Below are 16,896 nucleotides of genomic sequence, written 5' to 3' on the forward strand. Positions count from 1 at the left end.
TCTTATAAGACAGTAAAAATGCCACTTTGCGGCACCTTCTATTATCCTCTACTGCTGTTTTATCCAGTCAAGAATGAAATCAGCAATCATTTCCGGGTCATTGAGATCAAGACCTGGTACCGGGGCCGGCAGCGTGACGTCGCTGGCTACGGCGATAACATGCCGATCGAGCTCCAGATCTTCAGTACTGTGCCCCGTTTCACTCCGATAAAGCACTATTTTCGCTACCGGTTCATGCTTAAAACCCTCAACCAGTACCAGATCCAGCATGCTGGCGTCCATTCTTGAAACCAGATAGTCCAGGTTTAACTCCGGTTCTTCTGGTGTTTCAGTCATCAATGCCCAGCGCTTCTGGCTCGCGACTATGGTTTGGGCCGCGCCGGCCTTACGAAGCTCATAGCTGTCCTTGCCGGGTTTATCGACATCCATATCGTGGTGAGTATGTTTTATCAGCCCCGGGCGGATGCCTCTCGCGAGTAAAAGAGGGATTAATTGCCTGAGCAGGGTGGTTTTTCCTGTCCCACTCCAGGCAGCAATTGCCAGTAAAGGGGGTTTAGTTAGTTTTTTTGCCATTGGGATAGCTCATCTGGCGTGTTGATGTTGGCAAAGCTGGCTTTATCGTTATTGAAAATAACTGCATGCCCGCCAGCACTAAGTAAAAACTGCATCACTCGCCTTTCTCCGGAGCGCAAATACTCGCTCAGAGATGAACGTAGCGAGCGATGAATCAGAGTGACGCCAGGGTGATCTCGTTGGCCGTCATTGGCCCAGACTGCCAGCGAGTTGCCGCGTGCCTGCCAAAGGCGCAGAGCCAGGTCGTAGGGAATATTTGGCGTGTCGCAGGGGCAGAATAATAGCCAATCGCTTTCAACGGCCTCGATAACGGCTAGCATACCGGCCAGAGGCCCCTGATAGTCTGCTAATGAATCCTCAATTACGCGAACGTTCTGCTCGCGGTAAGTTTCGATATTCCTGTTGGCGCTAATAACGACATTGCCGACCTGCGGGGCTAAGGCTTGCAGGACATAGAGAAAAAGAGGCTTGCCGTTTAGCAGGGCTAACCCCTTATCCTTCCCGCCCATTCTGCTTCCCCGGCCGCCGGCCAATACGACACCCGTTATCTCAGTTAATCTCTGCACCAATATCGCCTCTTTTAATGTGGGTTTGAGCCTGCTAACGTGTTGCTTCTCGCATGTGATAAGGGAACACCAACATGAAATGTAAGCGCCTCAACGAACTTCTTGAACTGCTTCAGCCCGCATGGCAGAAGGAGCCAGATCTTAACCTGATACAATTCTTACAGAAACTCGCCAGCGAGTCAGGCTATAACGGTGAACTTACCGATCTCACCGACGATGTGCTGATCTATCACCTGAAAATGCGTGATTCTGCAAAAGATGAAGCCATTCCTGGTCTTAAAAAAGATTATGAAATGGACTTTAAAACGGCCCTGCTGCGGGCTCGTGGAGTAATTAAAGAGTAAAAGCTTGTAAGTCGGGGCACTTAAGCGGTTTTGAAATGTTATCCTGAAGTATTCGTATTTACTTCCGGTTGCCGGGATGACAGACAGCGCTTTTAATTTCCAGACTCTACACCCGGATACCATCATTGATGCCCTATTTGAACAGGGTATAAGGGTGGATTCGGGGCTAACGCCTTTAAACAGCTTTGAGAACCGCGTCTACCAGTTCCAGGATGAAGATCGCCAGCGCTTCGTGGTGAAGTTCTATCGTCCTCATCGCTGGTCACCTGAGCAAATTGAAGAAGAGCATCAATTTGCGCTGGAATTGCAGGCCGACGAAGTTCCTTTAGCTGCCCCTCTGCGTTTTGCCGGCAAAACCCTGTTGCAGCATCAGGGTTTTATGTTTGCCGTCTTCCCAAGCCTGGGCGGTCGTCAGTATGAAACTGATAATCTCGATCAGATGGAGTGGGTTGGTCGTTATCTGGGGCGCATTCATCAAACGGGTCGGCAGAAGCTGTTTCAGCATCGGCCTGGCATCGGGCTGGATGAATACCTTTTCCAGCCTCGCGAGCTGTTCGAGCAAAGTAAGCTTATTCCCGCAGCGCTTAAGAAAGAGTTCCTGATAGCGACTGACTCGTTAATAGAGGAAGTAAAACGCTGCTGGAACGCTGACTTTGAGCCACTTCGCCTGCACGGCGACTGCCATCCGGGCAATATTCTTTGGCGCGACGGGCCGCTGTTCGTTGACCTGGATGATGCCCGCAACGGCCCGGCAGTACAGGATATCTGGATGCTGCTTAACGGCGATAAAGCCGAACAGCGCATACAGCTGGAAACCATCATTGAGGCCTACGAAGAGTTCTCCCCGTTTGATACGGGCGAGCTGGCTCTTATCGAACCGTTACGCGCTATGCGTATTGTTTACTATCTCGCGTGGCTAATGCGGCGCTGGGATGACCCCGCATTCCCCCGAAACTTCCCGTGGTTTAGCGAGGAGGATTTCTGGAGAAGACAAACTGCAACATATCTAGAGCAGGTCCGGGTTCTGCGTGAACCTCCATTACAATTAACGCCAATGTATTAATCAGTAAAATTCAGGAGAGAGTTGATTATGAAGAAGATTTGGCTGGCGCTGGCGGGCATGATCCTGGCATTTAGCGCATCTGCAGCACAGTTTACCGACGGTAAACAGTACGTTACCCTGGACAAGCCGGCTACCGGTGAGCCGCAGGTATTAGAGTTTTTCTCTTTCTATTGCCCACACTGCTATCAGTTCGAACAGGTTCTTCATGTTTCTGATAACGTGAAGAAAAAGCTGCCGGAAGGCACCAAAATGACCAAATACCACGTCGAGTTCCTTGGCCCGTTGGGCAAAGACCTGACTCAGGCGTGGGCCGTTGCAATGGCGCTGGGTGTGGAAGATAAAATCACCTCCCCAATGTTTGAAGCCGTGCAGAAAAGCCAGACCGTGCAGAACGATGCCGATATCCGTAAAGTGTTTATCGACGCTGGCGTGAAGCCGGAAGAGTATGACGCGGCGTGGAACAGCTTCGTGGTGAAATCCCTGGTCGCTCAGCAGGAGAAAGCGGCTGCCGATCTTCAGCTGCAGGGCGTACCGGCTATGTACGTTAACGGTAAATATCAGCTGAATATGCAGGGCATGGATACCAGCAGCATGGATATCTTTGTTCAGCAGTATGCCGACACGGTGAAATACCTGGTCGAGAAGAAATAATAAGGAAAAGCCGGTCATTGACCGGCTTTTTTACCTCCAGCATGTAGCTGTTCAAGCTGCCCATCTTTTTCACTCCACAGCGTATTAAGCCACAGCTGAAAACGGCGTTTAAAATTCTTATCGTTAACGTAATCACCGTGCAGCTCTTCGCTAATCGGCACCAGCGAAATCCTCACCACAATTCTCGTCATCTTTCCTGAGAGCATATCGTAGAACGGTGATGATACATTTTCTGGATAGCACAGCGTAACGTTCAGCATCTTGTCGAACTGCTTTCCTAATACGCCCATCGCCATCGCTATACCGGCCGCTTTTGGTGGCAGCAGGTAGTTAAAAGCTGAGCGAGTCTGAGTCTGCTTTTGTGGCGTGAAGCGCGAGCCTTCGACAAAATTCACGATAGTTGTAGGGTGCGAGCGAAATTTCATGCAGGAGCGGCGAGTGGTTTCCACATCTTTACCCCGGCGTTCCGGATGGCGTAGCAAATAGGCTCGCGAATAGCGCTTCATAAAAGGCATATCCAGCGCCCAGCAGGCCAGCCCCATAAAAGGAACCCAGGCAAGCTGCTGTTTAAGAAAGTATTTATTCATCGGAATATGCTTGCGGAACAGCACGCACAGAATAACGATATCGGCCCAGCTGCGATGGTTACAAATCAGCAGATACCAGTTCTTTTTACTCAGCCCTTCCAGACCTTCCACATCCCATTTTAAATAAGGGTTGAGGCGTAACAGCAGCGCCAGTCCTTCGCACCAGCAATACATCATAAAGTCAGCAAATGCCGAGATCGAACGCCAGATGGCCGGAACGGGTAATAGCAGCTTAACGATCCCGGCAATAATGATCGGAACGGAGCAGGCGACCGTGAGCAAAATAGTCAGCACAACACTTAAAGTCAGGGTGAGCGCTGCGAGTAATCTCGACATAAATAATATTTCAGAAGGTTAGAATAGTGGAGATGCTGGTATGAACGACAATAAGCGGCAAATTTTATCAGAAACCCCTAATGGCGGCTCGGCAAATGAAAAGGATTTTAATCCGTTGCTTTTCGCGGCAGAACAAACTCTCGCCAGTTGTGGCTCGTCTGAGTATATATCCACATCAAACGATCCACTGCCTATTTAGTGCGGCTAAACTATCATTTAGTTAACTTTATGAAAATTATAAGCATTTAATATTTTCCAGAGAAGGATCATTTTATGGAGTGCATAAGCTAAAAAAATATGCACAAACTTATCCACAGCATTGATCCTGCGCAGGATCGCCCAAACTACGAATTCTTTTCAGCATATTGCTGCCAATAGTTCATGTTTTTGTTCAGGCTATGGCATCCTTGAACAATAAATTAATCACAGGCATGGAACGGAACACTATGGTCCAGATCGCAGACAACCCGCTTATCCTCGTTGATGGCTCCTCCTACCTTTACCGGGCATATCACGCCTTTCCACCGCTGACGAACAGCCGTGGAGAGCCAACGGGGGCAATGTACGGCGTGCTTAACATGCTGCGTAGCCTGATTCTGCAATACCAGCCTACGCACGCGGCGGTGGTGTTTGATGCCAAAGGCAAAACGTTCCGTGATGAGCTATTTGAAGACTATAAATCGCATCGCCCGCCGATGCCGGACGATCTGAGAGCGCAGATTGAGCCGCTCCACGCGATGGTCAAAGCCATGGGGCTGCCACTGCTGGCGGTATCCGGCGTTGAGGCTGATGACGTTATCGGTACGCTGGCGCTGGAGGCTGAAAAAGTCGGCCGTCCGGTGCTTATCAGCACCGGTGATAAAGACATGGCGCAGCTGGTAACGCCGGGCGTTACGCTGATTAACACCATGACCAACACGATTCTGGGGCCTGAAGAAGTTCAGACCAAATACGGCGTGCCGCCGGAACTGATCATCGATTTCCTGGCTCTGATGGGCGATTCGTCGGATAACATCCCCGGCGTTCCCGGCGTGGGTGAAAAGACCGCCCAGGCGCTGCTGCAGGGGCTTGGTGGTCTGGACACGCTTTATGCAAACCCGGAAAAAATTGCCGAGCTTTCTTTCCGCGGTGCTAAAACCATGGCGGCGAAGCTTGAGCAAAGCAAAGAGCTGGCCTACCTCTCCTACAAGCTGGCGACGATTAAAACCGACGTTGAGCTGGAGCTGGGCTGTGAGCAGCTTGAAGTCCAGCAGCCGGCGGCAGAAGAGCTGTTGGGGCTGTTTAAGCAGTATGAGTTTAAACGTTGGATAACCGACGTTGAAAACGGTAAATGGATGCAGGCTAAAGGCGCAAAACCAGCCGCTCAGCCGCAGAAAACTATCGAAATTGAGGCCGAACCGGAAGAGCCAGCCAGCCAGCTCTCTTATGACAACTACGTCACGATCCTCGATGAGAAAGTGCTGGTGGAATGGATTGAGCGCCTGAAAAAAGCGCCGCTTTTTGCCTTCGATACCGAAACCGACAGCCTGGACAACATCAGCGCCAACCTGGTCGGACTTTCCTTTGCCACCGAACCGGGCGTTGCCTGCTACATCCCTGTGGCACATGACTACCTTGATGCCCCGGATCAGATTTCCCGCGAGCGTGCTCTTGAGTTGCTGAAGCCGCTGCTGGAAGACGAAAAAGCGCTGAAGGTTGGGCAAAACCTGAAGTATGACCGCGGCATCATGCAGAACTACGGCATTGAGCTGCGCGGCATTGCTTTTGACACCATGCTTGAATCCTACACGCTGGACAGCGTTGCTGGCCGCCACGATATGGACAGCCTCGCCGACCGCTGGCTGAAGCATAAAACCATCTCGTTTGAAGAGATTGCCGGTAAAGGCAAAAAACAGCTGACCTTCAACCAGATAGACCTGGAAACTGCCGGGCGCTATGCGGCGGAAGATGCCGACGTTACTCTCCAGCTGCACCTGAAAATGTGGCCGAAGCTTGAGAAGACCGAAGGTCCTCTGAATATCTTTAAAAACGTTGAAATGCCGCTGGTGCCGGTGATTTCCCGCATTGAGCGCAACGGCGTTAAAATCGATCCGGCTATCCTGCACGCGCATTCCCTGGAATTAACCAAACGCCTGGCCGAGCTGGAGCTGAAGGCTCATGAGATTGCCGGTGAGGAGTTCAATCTCTCCTCCACCAAGCAGCTGCAAACGATTCTGTTTGAGAAGCAGGGTATTAAACCCCTGAAGAAAACGCCGGGCGGGGCACCTTCTACGTCAGAAGAAGTGCTTGAAGAGCTGGCGCTGGACTACCCGCTGCCAAAAGTTATCCTCGAATACCGCGGGCTTGCCAAGTTGAAGTCCACCTATACCGATAAACTGCCGCTGATGATTAGCCCAAAAACCGGGCGTGTGCATACCTCTTATCATCAGGCCGTTACGGCAACCGGTCGTCTGTCTTCAACCGACCCGAATCTGCAAAATATTCCGGTACGCAACGAAGAAGGTCGCCGCATCCGCCAGGCCTTTATTGCGCCTGAGGATTACGTGATCCTCTCTGCGGACTACTCTCAGATTGAGCTGCGTATTATGGCTCATCTCTCCCGCGATAAAGGCCTGCTAACCGCCTTTGCAGAAGGGAAAGACATTCACCGCGCTACCGCCGCTGAAGTCTTCGGGCTACCGCTGGAAAGCGTAACCGGCGAGCAGCGCCGGAGCGCCAAGGCCATTAACTTTGGCCTGATTTACGGCATGAGCGCGTTTGGCCTCTCCCGCCAGCTCAACATCCCGCGTAAAGAGTCCCAGAAATATATGGATCTCTACTTTGAACGCTACCCGGGCGTGCTTGAGTACATGGAGCGCACGCGGGCGCAGGCAAAAGATAAAGGCTACGTTGAAACCCTGGATGGTCGTCGCTTATACCTGCCGGATATCAGCTCCAGCAACGGTGCCCGCCGTGCAGGTGCAGAGCGAGCGGCCATCAACGCCCCAATGCAGGGAACGGCGGCGGATATTATCAAACGAGCGATGATAGCCGTGGATGCCTGGCTGCTGGCGGACAAGCCGCGGGTGAAAATGATCATGCAGGTACACGATGAACTGGTGTTTGAAGTACATCAGGACGATGTGGAAGCCGTCTCCCGGAAAATCCACGAGCTGATGGAAAGCAGTATGGCGCTCGACGTGCCGCTGCTGGTGGAAGTGGGCAGCGGTAAAAACTGGGATCAGGCACATTAATGCTAAAAGCTCAGATCACGTTTTTGTAACTAAGCAACATAAGTCATAGCTTTTTGTGATGATGGTTCAAGAATGTGATGCAAAAAGTGAAAAAAAACTACAAAAAATGCTTTTTTGAGCGATTAAAAAGGAGTAGAGTTATTCGCGTAGGGTACAGAGGTAAGATGTTCTATCTTTCAGACCTTTTACTTCACGTAATCGGATTTGGCTGAATATTTAGCCGCCCCAGTCAGAAATGACTGGGGCGTTTTTTATTGGGCGAAAAAAAACACGGCCTCAGCCGTGCTTCGTGATTACTCTTCAGCCGCGTCTTCTTCTACCGCCGGCGGAAGGTCGTTGTACCAGCTGTCCAGCTTGAGGCGCAGCTTATCAACGCCGATTTTCTTCAGGGAAGAAAACGCTTCAATCTCAATATTACCGCCAAACGCCAGCGCGGCTTCACGCACCATATTGAGCTGTGCTTTGCGTGCGCCTGACGCCAGCTTGTCCGCTTTGGTTAACAGCACCATCACCTCAATATTGCTGGCGACGGCCCACTGGATCATTTGCTGATCGAGATCTTTAAGCGGATGGCGGATGTCCATCAATACGACCAGCCCTTTCAGGCTGTTGCGCTTTTGCAGGTATTCTCCCAGCGCGCGCTGCCATTTGTGCTTCACTTCTTCAGGCACTTCGGCATAACCGTAGCCCGGTAAATCCACCAGACGCTTGCCTTCTGCCACTTCAAACAGGTTGATAAGCTGAGTACGCCCAGGCGTTTTACTGGTACGCGCAAGGCCTTTCTGATTGGTCAGCGTATTCAGTGAGCTGGATTTACCCGCGTTAGAGCGGCCTGCGAAAGCAACCTCAATACCGGTATCAGAAGGAAGATGGCGAATGTCCGGTGCGCTGAGCACGAACTTAGTCAGTTGGTAGTTCCAGTTTTTCACAACGGTGTCCCCGTCAGGTAATCATTTGCCGGGGATTATACCTGAACGAGCAGAAAACGCCGTGTTTCTCGCCAGAAGAGGAACAAGATGAAGAAAATGACGGCTGGTTAACCTGTCGCCTTTTTTCTTTGCTTGCTTTCTGCTAGATTCCGCCGCAATTCTATACTGAATAAAATGGCTTAAGACGACTTATTATGAAGCAACAAAATGCAGCGCCGCAGGGCAAAAAACCGGCAAAAGTACGCCGTAAATCGCGTGAAGAAGTAGATCAGGAAGCGCGTGAGCGTAAACGTCAGAAAAAACACCGCGGTCACGCGGCTGGCAGCCGCGCAAATGGTGAAAGCCAGGCGCAGGGCGGCAAATCCGCAGGTAAGACTAAAGACCCGCGTATTGGCAGTAAAAAACCGATTCAACTGGGCGTAACCGAAGCACCACCGGTCGCTAAACAGCACAAACCGAAGAGCGAGAAACCTATGCTAACACCACAGGCTGAGCTGGATATGCTGGAAAACGATGAGCGCCTGGACGGGCTGCTGGAACGTCTGGAAGCGGGCGAAACCCTGAGTAAAGAAGAGCAGTCATGGGTTGATGCGAAGCTGGACCGCATCGATGCCCTGATGGCCGAGCTCGGCATCGCCTGGGAAGACGATGAAGAGGAAGAAGAGAAAGCCGACGATTTAATGCGTCTGCTCAAGGGCGGTAACTAAAGGTTACTCCCATGGGATTACCTGTTCTTATTATGGTTATTCCGCTGGTGTGTTATCTGCTGTGGTTATTCGTTAAACTACGGCGGCTGTCGCGGCTGCAGAATTCGCTGCGGCGAAGGGCGATGGCTCGTGGAATGAGCGGGCCTCCTTCGCCTCGTCGGCGCCGGCGACATCACCGCAAGGAGTGAGTATGTCTGAGCAGTTAATCGACTGGGATCTGGCCCTGATCCAGAAATATAATTATTCAGGGCCACGTTACACCTCTTACCCGACCGCGCTGGAGTTCTCTGAAGCTTTCGGCGAGCCGGAGTTTTTGCAGGCGGTTGCCCGTTACCCGGAGCGCCCGCTCTCGCTTTACGTGCATATCCCGTTTTGCCACAAGCTTTGCTATTTCTGCGGCTGCAACAAGATTGTTACCCGGCAGCAGCACAAGGCTGACCAATATCTGGACGCGCTGGAGCAGGAAATTATCCATCGCGCACCGCTGTTTAAAGGCCGCCATGTCAGCCAGCTGCACTGGGGCGGCGGGACGCCGACTTATCTGAGTAAAGCGCAAATCAGCCGCCTGATGGCGCTCCTGCGCACGCATTTCAGCTTTAATAGCGATGCCGAGTTATCGATTGAAGTTGACCCGCGAGAAATCGAACTCGACGTGCTGGATCACCTGCGCCAGGAAGGGTTCACCCGCCTGAGCATGGGCGTTCAGGACTTCAACAAAGAGGTGCAGCGCCTGGTAAACCGCGAGCAGGACGAAGAGTTTATCTTCGCTCTTATCAAGCGCGCCAGAGAGCTGGGCTTTACCTCAACCAACATTGACCTGATTTACGGCCTGCCAAAGCAAACCCCGGAAAGCTTCGCCTTTACGCTGAAACGCGTCGCGGAGCTTAGCCCGCACCGGCTTAGCGTCTTTAACTACGCCCACTTGCCAACGTTGTTTGCCGCCCAGCGCAAGATTAAAGATGCCGATCTGCCGAGCGCCCAGCAGAAGCTGGATATTCTCCAGGAAACCATCGCTTCGCTAACGGGATCGGGTTACCAGTTTATCGGCATGGATCACTTTGCCCGCCCGGATGACGAACTGGCGATTGCCCAGCGTGAAGGCAAACTGCACCGTAATTTCCAGGGCTACACCACCCAGGGCGATACCGACCTGCTGGGGCTTGGCGTCTCGGCCATCAGCATGATTGGCGATTGTTACGCCCAGAATCAGAAAGAACTTAAGCAGTATTATCAGCAGGTGGACGAGCGGGGCAACGGGCTGTGGCGTGGGCTTGCCTTAACGCGTGATGATTGTATTCGTCGCGACGTGATTAAGGCGCTTATCTGCAATTTCCAGCTCAACTTTGCTGAGATTGAACAGCTCTGGTCGCTAAACTTTGCCGACTATTTTGCCGAAGACCTGCGCCTGCTGGCGCCGCTGGCGAAAGACGGGCTGGTGGAGCTGGACGAACAGGGAATTAAGGTGAGCGGAAAGGGGCGTTTGCTGATTCGCAACATCTGCATGTGCTTTGATACTTACCTGCGGCAAAAAGCTCGCCTCCAGCAGTTCTCACGCGTGATATAAAAACGGCGGGGTTTAGCCCCGCCGTTATTTTACCCTTCGCAAAGCGCTGAAGCGCTACTCCATTCCCAGCTCTTTTAGCTTACGAGTCAGCGTATTTCGTCCCCAGCCCAGCAGGCGGGCCGCTTCCTGTTTATGCCCCTGAGTGTGGCGTAGCGCGGTAGTCAGCAGCGTTCGCTCCATCTCCGGCTGCGCTTCTGAAAGCAGGTCCTGGTGCCCTGAACGAAGCGCTCTCTCCGCCCACTGAGCCAGCAGCATAGCCCAGCTATCGGGATTGGTTTGCGCCACGCCGCCGCTCTCGGCCACGGTGGTCTCAAACAGCTCGCTCGGCAGGTCCTGAATCAGCACTTCCTGGCCCGCGGCCATCACGGTTAACCAGCGGCAGGTATTCTCCAGCTGGCGCACGTTGCCCGGCCAGGCAAGGCGGGTTAAGGCATTTTCCGTCTCAGGATGCAGGAGCTTGGCTTCTACGCCCAGTTCGCGGGCGGCCACCTGCAGGAAGTGGCGAGCCAGCCGGGGAATATCTTCCCGGCGTTCACGTAGCGGCGGTAAATGCACGCGGATAACGTTCAGGCGGTGGAACAAGTCCTCACGGAATTTGCCTTCCTGCACGCGCAGTTCAAGGTTCTGGTGGGTCGCCGCGATGATGCGCACGTCTACTTTTACCGCGGCATAGCCGCCAACCCGGTAGAACTGGCCGTCGGCCAGCACGCGCAGCAGGCGGGTTTGTACGTCCAGCGGCATATCGCCGATTTCATCGAGGAACAGCGTGCCGCCGTCGGCCTGTTCAAAGCGTCCCTGACGGATCTGGTTAGCCCCGGTGAAGGCCCCTTTTTCATGACCGAACAGCTCAGACTCGATCAAATCTTTGGGGATAGCCGCCATGTTGAGTGCGATAAACGGTGATTTAGCCCGTGGGCTATGGCGATGCAGGGCATGAGCAACCAGCTCTTTACCGGTGCCTGATTCACCGTTGATCAGCACGCTGATGGAGGAGCGCGACAGGCGGCCGATAATACGAAAAACGTCCTGCATCGCAGGCGCTTCACCGATGATATCGGTAGTTGGCCCGCTTGCCGGGGTGTTACGCGGCTGCTGTTGCTCCTGATAATGGCTAATAGCGCGCTCTACCAGCGCCACGGCTTCATCGATATCAAACGGTTTTGGCAGGTAGTCGAAAGCGCCCTGTTGATAGGCGCTAACCGCGGCATCTAAATCAGAATGTGCCGTCATTATGATGACCGGAAGCATCGGATGGCGCTGTTTAATCTGTTTCAGCAGCGCAAGACCGTCCATGCCGGGCATGCGAATATCCGACAGCAAAACATCCGGGGTTTTGGTGGCAAGGGCGTCCAGCACCTCATTGCCACTTTCAAAGGTGGTGCAACTTAACCCGGCCCCGGTTAACGCGCGCTCAAGCACCCAGCGGATTGAGCTATCGTCGTCAACGACCCAAACTATCCCTCGTTGCATAAAGACCTCTACTTCCGAATAGGCAGGTAAACCGAAAATTCGGTATGACCCGGCCAACTGTTGAATTCGATTTTGCCCGAATGCTGATCGATAAGGCTGCGCGCTATAGAAAGCCCCAGTCCGGTGCCGCCTTCTCGTCCGCTGACCATCGGATAGAACAACGTATCCTGCAGATGAGCCGGGATACCCGGGCCGTTATCTTCAATATCAATTCTTGCTGCCAGCCGATAGCGCGTGCCGTGCAGCGTTAGCTGGAAGGCGGTACGGGTGCGCAAGACTATCTCGCCTCCTTCGCTGCCCAGCGCCTGCAGCGCATTACGCACGATGTTCAGCAGAACCTGTTCTATCTGGTCGGGATCATGTGCAAACTCAGGCAGGCTGGGGTCGTAATCCCGCACCAGCGTGACGTTAGCCGGTAGTTCCATCGACACCAGTTTCACAACGCGCTCGGCGACTTTGTGAATGCTTTCGGTGACGTGCATACCGGGCTGCTGCGGCCCCAGCAGCCTATCGACAAGGTTTCGTAGCCTGTCGGCCTGCTCGATAATAACTTTGGTGTATTCCGCCAGCGACGGATCCGGCAGCGCCTTACTTAGCAGCTGTGCCGCCCCACGCAGCCCGCCAAGCGGGTTTTTAATCTCATGCGCCAGCCCACGCACTAAATCTCGGGCGGCAATCTGCTGTGCGTGCTGTAGCTGTTCCTGGCTTAAACGACGCTGGTTATCCATCGGCGCCATTTCCATCAGGATGTACCCTTCGGGCAGCCTTTGCGCCGTCAGGGAAAGAATATGCGAGCGGCTATCTATCACCAGCGTCACTTCGTTATCGGTGAAGCCCTGACCAGCCATCAGGCTTTCCTGCATAACGGCAATATTCAAAGAGAAATAGCTCAACAGATCGGGCAGCGGCGTGCCGTACAGCTTACGTGAGCTTTGCGCCAGCAGTTGCTGAGCCGCAGGGTTGGCGTAATGCACCGCCAGCTCGTCATCCACCAGCAGGATGCTGTTGATAAGAGAGTTCAGAATCTGCCCAGCATCGGGCAGCGCGCCAGTTGCCATACAGCAGTCTCCGTGCACCGTTTTAGTGCATTATAGTGTTTGGGTGACAAAAAGCAGCGTCACAGGGGATTCTGGTGGAGAAAAAAGCCCATCCGAAGATGGGCTAAAGTTTCCACGGCAACAAAAAACAACTTCAATTAGACGCTGTAGTACAGCTCAAACTCTACCGGGTGCGGAGTCATACGCACGCGGTCGTTTTCTTCGGTACGCAGTGCGATGTAAGCATCGATAGCGTCGTCGGTGAATACGCCGCCCGCGGTCAGGAACTCGCGGTCTTCGTTCAGCGCGTTCAGTGCTTCTTCCAGAGAGCCAGCAACTTGTGGGATCTCTTTTGCTTCTTCCGGCGGCAGGTCGTACAGGTTTTTGTCCATTGCTTCGCCCGGATGGATTTTGTTCTTGATACCGTCAAGACCAGCCATCAGCAGCGCTGCAAAGCACAGGTACGGGTTAGCAGCCGGGTCCGGGAAGCGCACTTCGATACGACGTGCTTTCGGGGACGCTACGACAGGAATACGGATAGAGGCAGAACGGTTACGGGCGGAGTAAGCCAGCATAACCGGTGCTTCATAACCCGGGACCAGACGCTTGTAGGAGTTGGTGGTCGGGTTAGCCAGGGCGTTAATCGCTTTAGCGTGTTTGATTACGCCGCCGATGTAGTACAGCGCTTGCTCAGACAGGCCAGCATATTTGTCGCCGGAGAACAGGTTAACGCCGTTCTTGGACAGGGACATGTGGCAGTGCATGCCGGAACCGTTATCGCCAAACATTGGTTTTGGCATGAAGGTCGCGGTTTTGCCGTAGGCGTGAGCAACGTTATGTACGACATATTTGTAGATCTGAATTTCGTCTGCTTTCTTGGTCATGGTGTTGAAGCGGGTAGCCACTTCGTTCTGACCAGCAGTTGCCACTTCGTGGTGGTGAGCTTCAACAACCAGGCCCATCTGCTCCATGGTCAGACACATAGCAGAACGCAGGTCCTGCGCGGAGTCAACCGGTGGAACCGGGAAGTAACCGCCTTTAACAGCAGGACGGTGACCTTTGTTGCCGCCTTCGTATTTGGTGCCGGTGTTCCATGCGCCTTCGATATCATCGATAGCAACGTGGGAGCCGGAGATGGAGCTGCCGAAGCGAATGTCGTCGAACAGGAAGAACTCTGGCTCTGGCCCGAACAGAACGGTGTCTGCGATGCCGGTAGCGCGCAGGTAGTCTTCAGCGCGTTTCGCGATGGAACGCGGGTCACGGTCGTAGCCCTGCATGGTGCCTGGCTCGAGAATGTCGCAGCGGATAATCAGGGTAGAGTCCGCGAAGAACGGGTCAATCACGGCGCTAGTTGGGTCAGGCATCAGCACCATGTCGGATTCGTTGATACCTTTCCAGCCACCAATCGAGGAGCCGTCAAACATTTTGCCTTCTTCGAAGAAGTCAGCATTTACCTGATGAGCAGGAATAGTGACGTGCTGTTCTTTACCTTTGGTATCGGTAAAACGCAGATCGACAAACTTCACTTCATGCTCATTCAGCATCGTCAAAACGTGTTCAGCGGACATACTTAAACTCTCCCGGATTGGTCGTTGTCGTCGTGGTACGAGGTAATCAAACACTTCTTAATGTGGCTTTTCGCCATAAAATCTTTAAAGCGAAATCTGTGCCAACTTTTAAATCACCCTAAAAAGGCGCTATCATGCACACCATAGTGCAAAAGGGCTGCACCAGGATGAATAAATTGCACCAATATAGTGCCTCAGCATCATGCCAGAGCACCATATTGGTGCAATTTACGTTATGGCTCCCTTTTTAGCTCCGTGAAAGCGATCACAAACCCTTACTTTCTACATTGTTTGTAAAGGTTCTTTGTGATCCTGTTCTGTCCTTCGATTAATACGTGTACAATAACGCGCTATTTCTAATGCCTGAGGCAAAGTTGTGATCGAAAATCTGCGTAATATCGCCATCATCGCGCACGTTGACCATGGTAAAACTACCCTGGTTGATAAGCTGCTGCAGCAATCCGGTACTTTCAGTAACGAACGTGCTGAAGCTACTGAACGCGTGATGGACTCCAACGATTTGGAGAAAGAGCGTGGGATTACCATCCTCGCTAAAAACACCGCTATCAAATGGAATGACTACCGTATCAACATCGTTGATACCCCTGGGCACGCCGACTTCGGTGGTGAAGTTGAACGCGTAATGTCCATGGTAGACTCCGTTCTGCTGGTGGTTGACGCAATGGATGGCCCAATGCCGCAGACGCGCTTCGTAACCAAGAAGGCGTTTGCCCATGGTTTGAAGCCGATCGTGGTTATCAACAAAGTTGACCGTCCTGGCGCGCGTCCTGACTGGGTTGTTGATCAGGTCTTCGACCTGTTCGTTAACCTGGATGCGACAGACGAGCAGCTCGACTTCCCAATTATTTATGCATCCGCGCTGAACGGCATCGCGGGTATGGATCACAATGATATGGCGGCGGACATGACCCCGCTGTACCAGGCTATTGTCGATCGCGTACCGGCGCCAAGCGTTGACCGTGATGGTCCGCTGCAGATGCAAATTTCCCAGCTGGACTACAACAACTATGTTGGCGTTATCGGCATCGGCCGCATCAAACGCGGCAAAGTGAAGCCAAACCAGCAGATCACTATCATTGATAGCGAAGGGAAAACCCGTAACGGTAAAGTCGGTAAAGTTCTGACCCACCTGGGCCTGGAGCGTATCGAGTCTACCGAAGCCGAAGCGGGCGATATCATCGCCATCACCGGCCTGGGCGAGCTGAACATCTCCGACACCATTTGCGACCCGCAAAATGTTGAAGCGCTGCCGGCGCTGTCCGTAGATGAGCCAACCGTTTCCATGTTCTTCAACGTAAATACCTCTCCGTTCTGCGGTAAAGAAGGTAAGTTCGTGACCTCTCGTCAGATTCTGGACCGTCTGAACAAAGAGCTGGTACACAACGTTGCACTGCGCGTTGAAGAAACCGAAGATGCGGATGCATTCCGCGTATCCGGTCGTGGCGAACTGCACCTTTCCGTTCTTATCGAAAACATGCGTCGTGAAGGTTTCGAGCTGGCGGTATCCCGTCCGAAAGTTATCTTCCGCGAAATCGATGGCCGTAAACAAGAGCCATTCGAGAACGTGACGCTGGATATCGAAGAGCAGCATCAGGGTTCTGTGATGCAGGCACTCGGTGAGCGTAAAGGCGACCTGAAAAACATGAATCCGGACGGCAAAGGCCGCGTGCGTCTTGATTACGTTATCCCAAGCCGTGGTTTGATTGGCTTCCGTAACGAATTCATGACCATGACTTCCGGTACCGGTCTGCTGTACTCCACCTTCAGCCACTATGACGATATCCGTCAGGGCGAAGTGGGCCAGCGTCAGAACGGCGTACTGATCTCTAACGGTCAGGGTAAAGCGGTTGCGTTTGCTCTGTACGGTTTACAAGATCGCGGTAAGCTGTTCCTGGGCCACGGTGCTGAAGTTTATGAAGGCCAGATCATCGGTATTCACAGTCGTTCTAACGACCTGACTGTAAACTGCCTGACCGGTAAGAAACTGACCAACATGCGTGCTTCCGGTACTGACGAAGCGACCACCCTGGTTCCAGCTCAGAAAATGACCCTGGAGCAGGCTCTGGAGTTCATCGATGACGACGAACTGGTAGAGGTTACTCCGCTGTCCGTGCGTATTCGTAAGCGCCATCTGACTGAAAACGACCGCAAACGTGCGGGCCGTGGCAGCAAAGAAGCTTAAGTTTCTTTTCTGACGTCAAGTGAAGCCCTGCCTGAAAAGGCGGGGCTTTTTTTGTTTTATGTCTC

The 16,896-nt window shown here is 52.9% G+C and carries 16 protein-coding genes; 9 read left to right on the plus strand and 7 right to left on the minus strand.

Annotation, left to right across the window (positions count from 1 at the left end):
- Window positions 1–48: 48 nt before the first annotated feature.
- Together mobB and mobA are read right to left on the minus strand one after the other, a co-directional pair.
- The gene (gene mobB / locus HMPREF0201_RS21305; protein WP_016538847.1) at window positions 49–573 is read right to left on the minus strand and encodes a molybdopterin-guanine dinucleotide biosynthesis protein MobB; all 525 of its coding nucleotides are present in this window, start codon (window positions 571–573) and stop codon (window positions 49–51) included.
- Window positions 558–1,139: a molybdenum cofactor guanylyltransferase MobA gene (mobA, locus tag HMPREF0201_RS21310; RefSeq protein WP_039898985.1), complete on the minus strand. Its 582-nt coding sequence runs from the start codon at window positions 1,137–1,139 to the stop codon at window positions 558–560. Before mobA ends, mobB begins: the two co-directional genes overlap by 16 nt.
- A gap of 74 nt (window positions 1,140–1,213) precedes the next feature.
- Between mobA and HMPREF0201_RS21315 the strand changes: the two genes are divergently transcribed.
- The 3 genes from HMPREF0201_RS21315 to dsbA all read left to right on the plus strand — a co-directional run bounded on the left by HMPREF0201_RS21315 (window position 1,214) and on the right by dsbA (window position 3,197).
- Window positions 1,214–1,483: a YihD family protein gene (locus HMPREF0201_RS21315; protein ID WP_016538849.1), complete on the plus strand. Its 270-nt coding sequence runs from the start codon at window positions 1,214–1,216 to the stop codon at window positions 1,481–1,483.
- A 76-nt stretch (window positions 1,484–1,559) separates the two neighbouring features.
- The gene (locus HMPREF0201_RS21320; protein ID WP_016538850.1) at window positions 1,560–2,546 is read left to right on the plus strand and encodes a serine/threonine protein kinase; all 987 of its coding nucleotides are present in this window, start codon (window positions 1,560–1,562) and stop codon (window positions 2,544–2,546) included.
- 27 nt (window positions 2,547–2,573) lie between these two features.
- Entirely contained in the window at window positions 2,574–3,197 is a 624-nt protein-coding gene (dsbA, locus tag HMPREF0201_RS21325) for a thiol:disulfide interchange protein DsbA (protein WP_016538851.1), read from the plus strand.
- 14 nt (window positions 3,198–3,211) lie between these two features.
- On the opposite strand, the gene HMPREF0201_RS21330 is transcribed toward dsbA, so the two are convergent.
- Window positions 3,212–4,120, minus strand: coding sequence for an acyltransferase (locus HMPREF0201_RS21330; protein ID WP_016538852.1), 909 nt, complete (start codon window positions 4,118–4,120; stop codon window positions 3,212–3,214).
- Window positions 4,121–4,160: 40 nt separating this feature from the next.
- Between HMPREF0201_RS21330 and HMPREF0201_RS23135 the strand changes: the two genes are divergently transcribed.
- The 3 genes from HMPREF0201_RS23135 (at window position 4,161) to spfP (ending at window position 7,565) form a co-directional block, all read left to right on the plus strand.
- Window positions 4,161–4,319, plus strand: coding sequence for a hypothetical protein (locus HMPREF0201_RS23135; RefSeq protein ID WP_157056728.1), 159 nt, complete (start codon window positions 4,161–4,163; stop codon window positions 4,317–4,319).
- Window positions 4,320–4,566: 247 nt separating this feature from the next.
- The gene (polA, locus tag HMPREF0201_RS21335) at window positions 4,567–7,353 is read left to right on the plus strand and encodes a DNA polymerase I (RefSeq protein WP_039898988.1); all 2,787 of its coding nucleotides are present in this window, start codon (window positions 4,567–4,569) and stop codon (window positions 7,351–7,353) included.
- Between the two features lie 164 nt (window positions 7,354–7,517).
- Window positions 7,518–7,565 carry a small protein SpfP gene (gene spfP / locus HMPREF0201_RS23575; protein ID WP_071892919.1) on the plus strand — a complete coding sequence of 16 codons (48 nt, stop codon included), beginning with the start codon at window positions 7,518–7,520 and terminating at the stop codon, window positions 7,563–7,565.
- A gap of 81 nt (window positions 7,566–7,646) precedes the next feature.
- Here spfP and yihA read toward each other — a convergent pair whose 3' ends face one another.
- Window positions 7,647–8,282, minus strand: a complete 636-nt coding sequence (gene yihA / locus HMPREF0201_RS21340) for a ribosome biogenesis GTP-binding protein YihA/YsxC (protein WP_016538854.1) — start codon at window positions 8,280–8,282, stop codon at window positions 7,647–7,649.
- Between the two features lie 194 nt (window positions 8,283–8,476).
- Here yihA and yihI point away from each other — a divergent pair, with 194 nt between their 5' ends.
- Together yihI and hemN are read left to right on the plus strand one after the other, a co-directional pair.
- The gene (gene yihI / locus HMPREF0201_RS21345) at window positions 8,477–8,989 is read left to right on the plus strand and encodes a Der GTPase-activating protein YihI (RefSeq protein WP_016538855.1); all 513 of its coding nucleotides are present in this window, start codon (window positions 8,477–8,479) and stop codon (window positions 8,987–8,989) included.
- 190 nt (window positions 8,990–9,179) lie between these two features.
- A complete protein-coding gene (gene hemN / locus HMPREF0201_RS21350) occupies window positions 9,180–10,553 on the plus strand; it encodes an oxygen-independent coproporphyrinogen III oxidase (RefSeq protein WP_016538857.1) in 1,374 nt (457 codons plus the stop codon).
- A gap of 54 nt (window positions 10,554–10,607) precedes the next feature.
- Here the strand turns inward: hemN and glnG are convergent, their stop codons facing one another.
- From glnG to glnA, 3 genes are all read right to left on the minus strand, one after another.
- Window positions 10,608–12,023 (minus strand): nitrogen regulation protein NR(I), encoded by a 1,416-nt coding sequence (gene glnG, locus HMPREF0201_RS21355; protein WP_016538858.1) that lies wholly within the window; start codon window positions 12,021–12,023, stop codon window positions 10,608–10,610.
- A gap of 8 nt (window positions 12,024–12,031) precedes the next feature.
- Window positions 12,032–13,081 carry a nitrogen regulation protein NR(II) gene (gene glnL / locus HMPREF0201_RS21360; RefSeq protein ID WP_016538859.1) on the minus strand — a complete coding sequence of 350 codons (1,050 nt, stop codon included), beginning with the start codon at window positions 13,079–13,081 and terminating at the stop codon, window positions 12,032–12,034.
- A gap of 137 nt (window positions 13,082–13,218) precedes the next feature.
- Window positions 13,219–14,628, minus strand: a complete 1,410-nt coding sequence (gene glnA / locus HMPREF0201_RS21365) for a glutamate--ammonia ligase (protein ID WP_016538860.1) — start codon at window positions 14,626–14,628, stop codon at window positions 13,219–13,221.
- A 376-nt stretch (window positions 14,629–15,004) separates the two neighbouring features.
- On the opposite strand from glnA, the gene typA reads away from it, so the two are divergent.
- Window positions 15,005–16,831 carry a ribosome-dependent GTPase TypA gene (gene typA / locus HMPREF0201_RS21370; RefSeq protein WP_016538861.1) on the plus strand — a complete coding sequence of 609 codons (1,827 nt, stop codon included), beginning with the start codon at window positions 15,005–15,007 and terminating at the stop codon, window positions 16,829–16,831.
- The last annotated feature ends 65 nt before the right edge of the window (window positions 16,832–16,896 follow it).

Origin of the sequence: Cedecea davisae DSM 4568 (genome assembly GCF_000412335.2) — a bacterium.
Taxonomy (GTDB): Bacteria; Pseudomonadota; Gammaproteobacteria; order Enterobacterales; family Enterobacteriaceae; genus Cedecea; species Cedecea davisae.

What these genes read in the sequence shown, in the direction of transcription:
- glnL (WP_016538859.1), bottom strand. Translation starts at nt 13,081, where the DNA reads ATGGCAACTGGCGCGCTGCCCGATGCTGGGCAGATTCTGAACTCTCTT.
- mobB (WP_016538847.1), bottom strand. Translation starts at nt 573, where the DNA reads ATGGCAAAAAAACTAACTAAACCCCCTTTACTGGCAATTGCTGCCTGG.
- hemN (WP_016538857.1), top strand. Translation starts at nt 9,180, where the DNA reads ATGTCTGAGCAGTTAATCGACTGGGATCTGGCCCTGATCCAGAAATAT.
- HMPREF0201_RS21315 (WP_016538849.1), top strand. Translation starts at nt 1,214, where the DNA reads ATGAAATGTAAGCGCCTCAACGAACTTCTTGAACTGCTTCAGCCCGCA.
- yihI (WP_016538855.1), top strand. Translation starts at nt 8,477, where the DNA reads ATGAAGCAACAAAATGCAGCGCCGCAGGGCAAAAAACCGGCAAAAGTA.
- glnA (WP_016538860.1), bottom strand. Translation starts at nt 14,628, where the DNA reads ATGTCCGCTGAACACGTTTTGACGATGCTGAATGAGCATGAAGTGAAG.
- HMPREF0201_RS21320 (WP_016538850.1), top strand. Translation starts at nt 1,560, where the DNA reads ATGACAGACAGCGCTTTTAATTTCCAGACTCTACACCCGGATACCATC.
- HMPREF0201_RS23135 (WP_157056728.1), top strand. Translation starts at nt 4,161, where the DNA reads ATGAACGACAATAAGCGGCAAATTTTATCAGAAACCCCTAATGGCGGC.
- dsbA (WP_016538851.1), top strand. Translation starts at nt 2,574, where the DNA reads ATGAAGAAGATTTGGCTGGCGCTGGCGGGCATGATCCTGGCATTTAGC.
- HMPREF0201_RS21330 (WP_016538852.1), bottom strand. Translation starts at nt 4,120, where the DNA reads ATGTCGAGATTACTCGCAGCGCTCACCCTGACTTTAAGTGTTGTGCTG.
- glnG (WP_016538858.1), bottom strand. Translation starts at nt 12,023, where the DNA reads ATGCAACGAGGGATAGTTTGGGTCGTTGACGACGATAGCTCAATCCGC.
- polA (WP_039898988.1), top strand. Translation starts at nt 4,567, where the DNA reads ATGGTCCAGATCGCAGACAACCCGCTTATCCTCGTTGATGGCTCCTCC.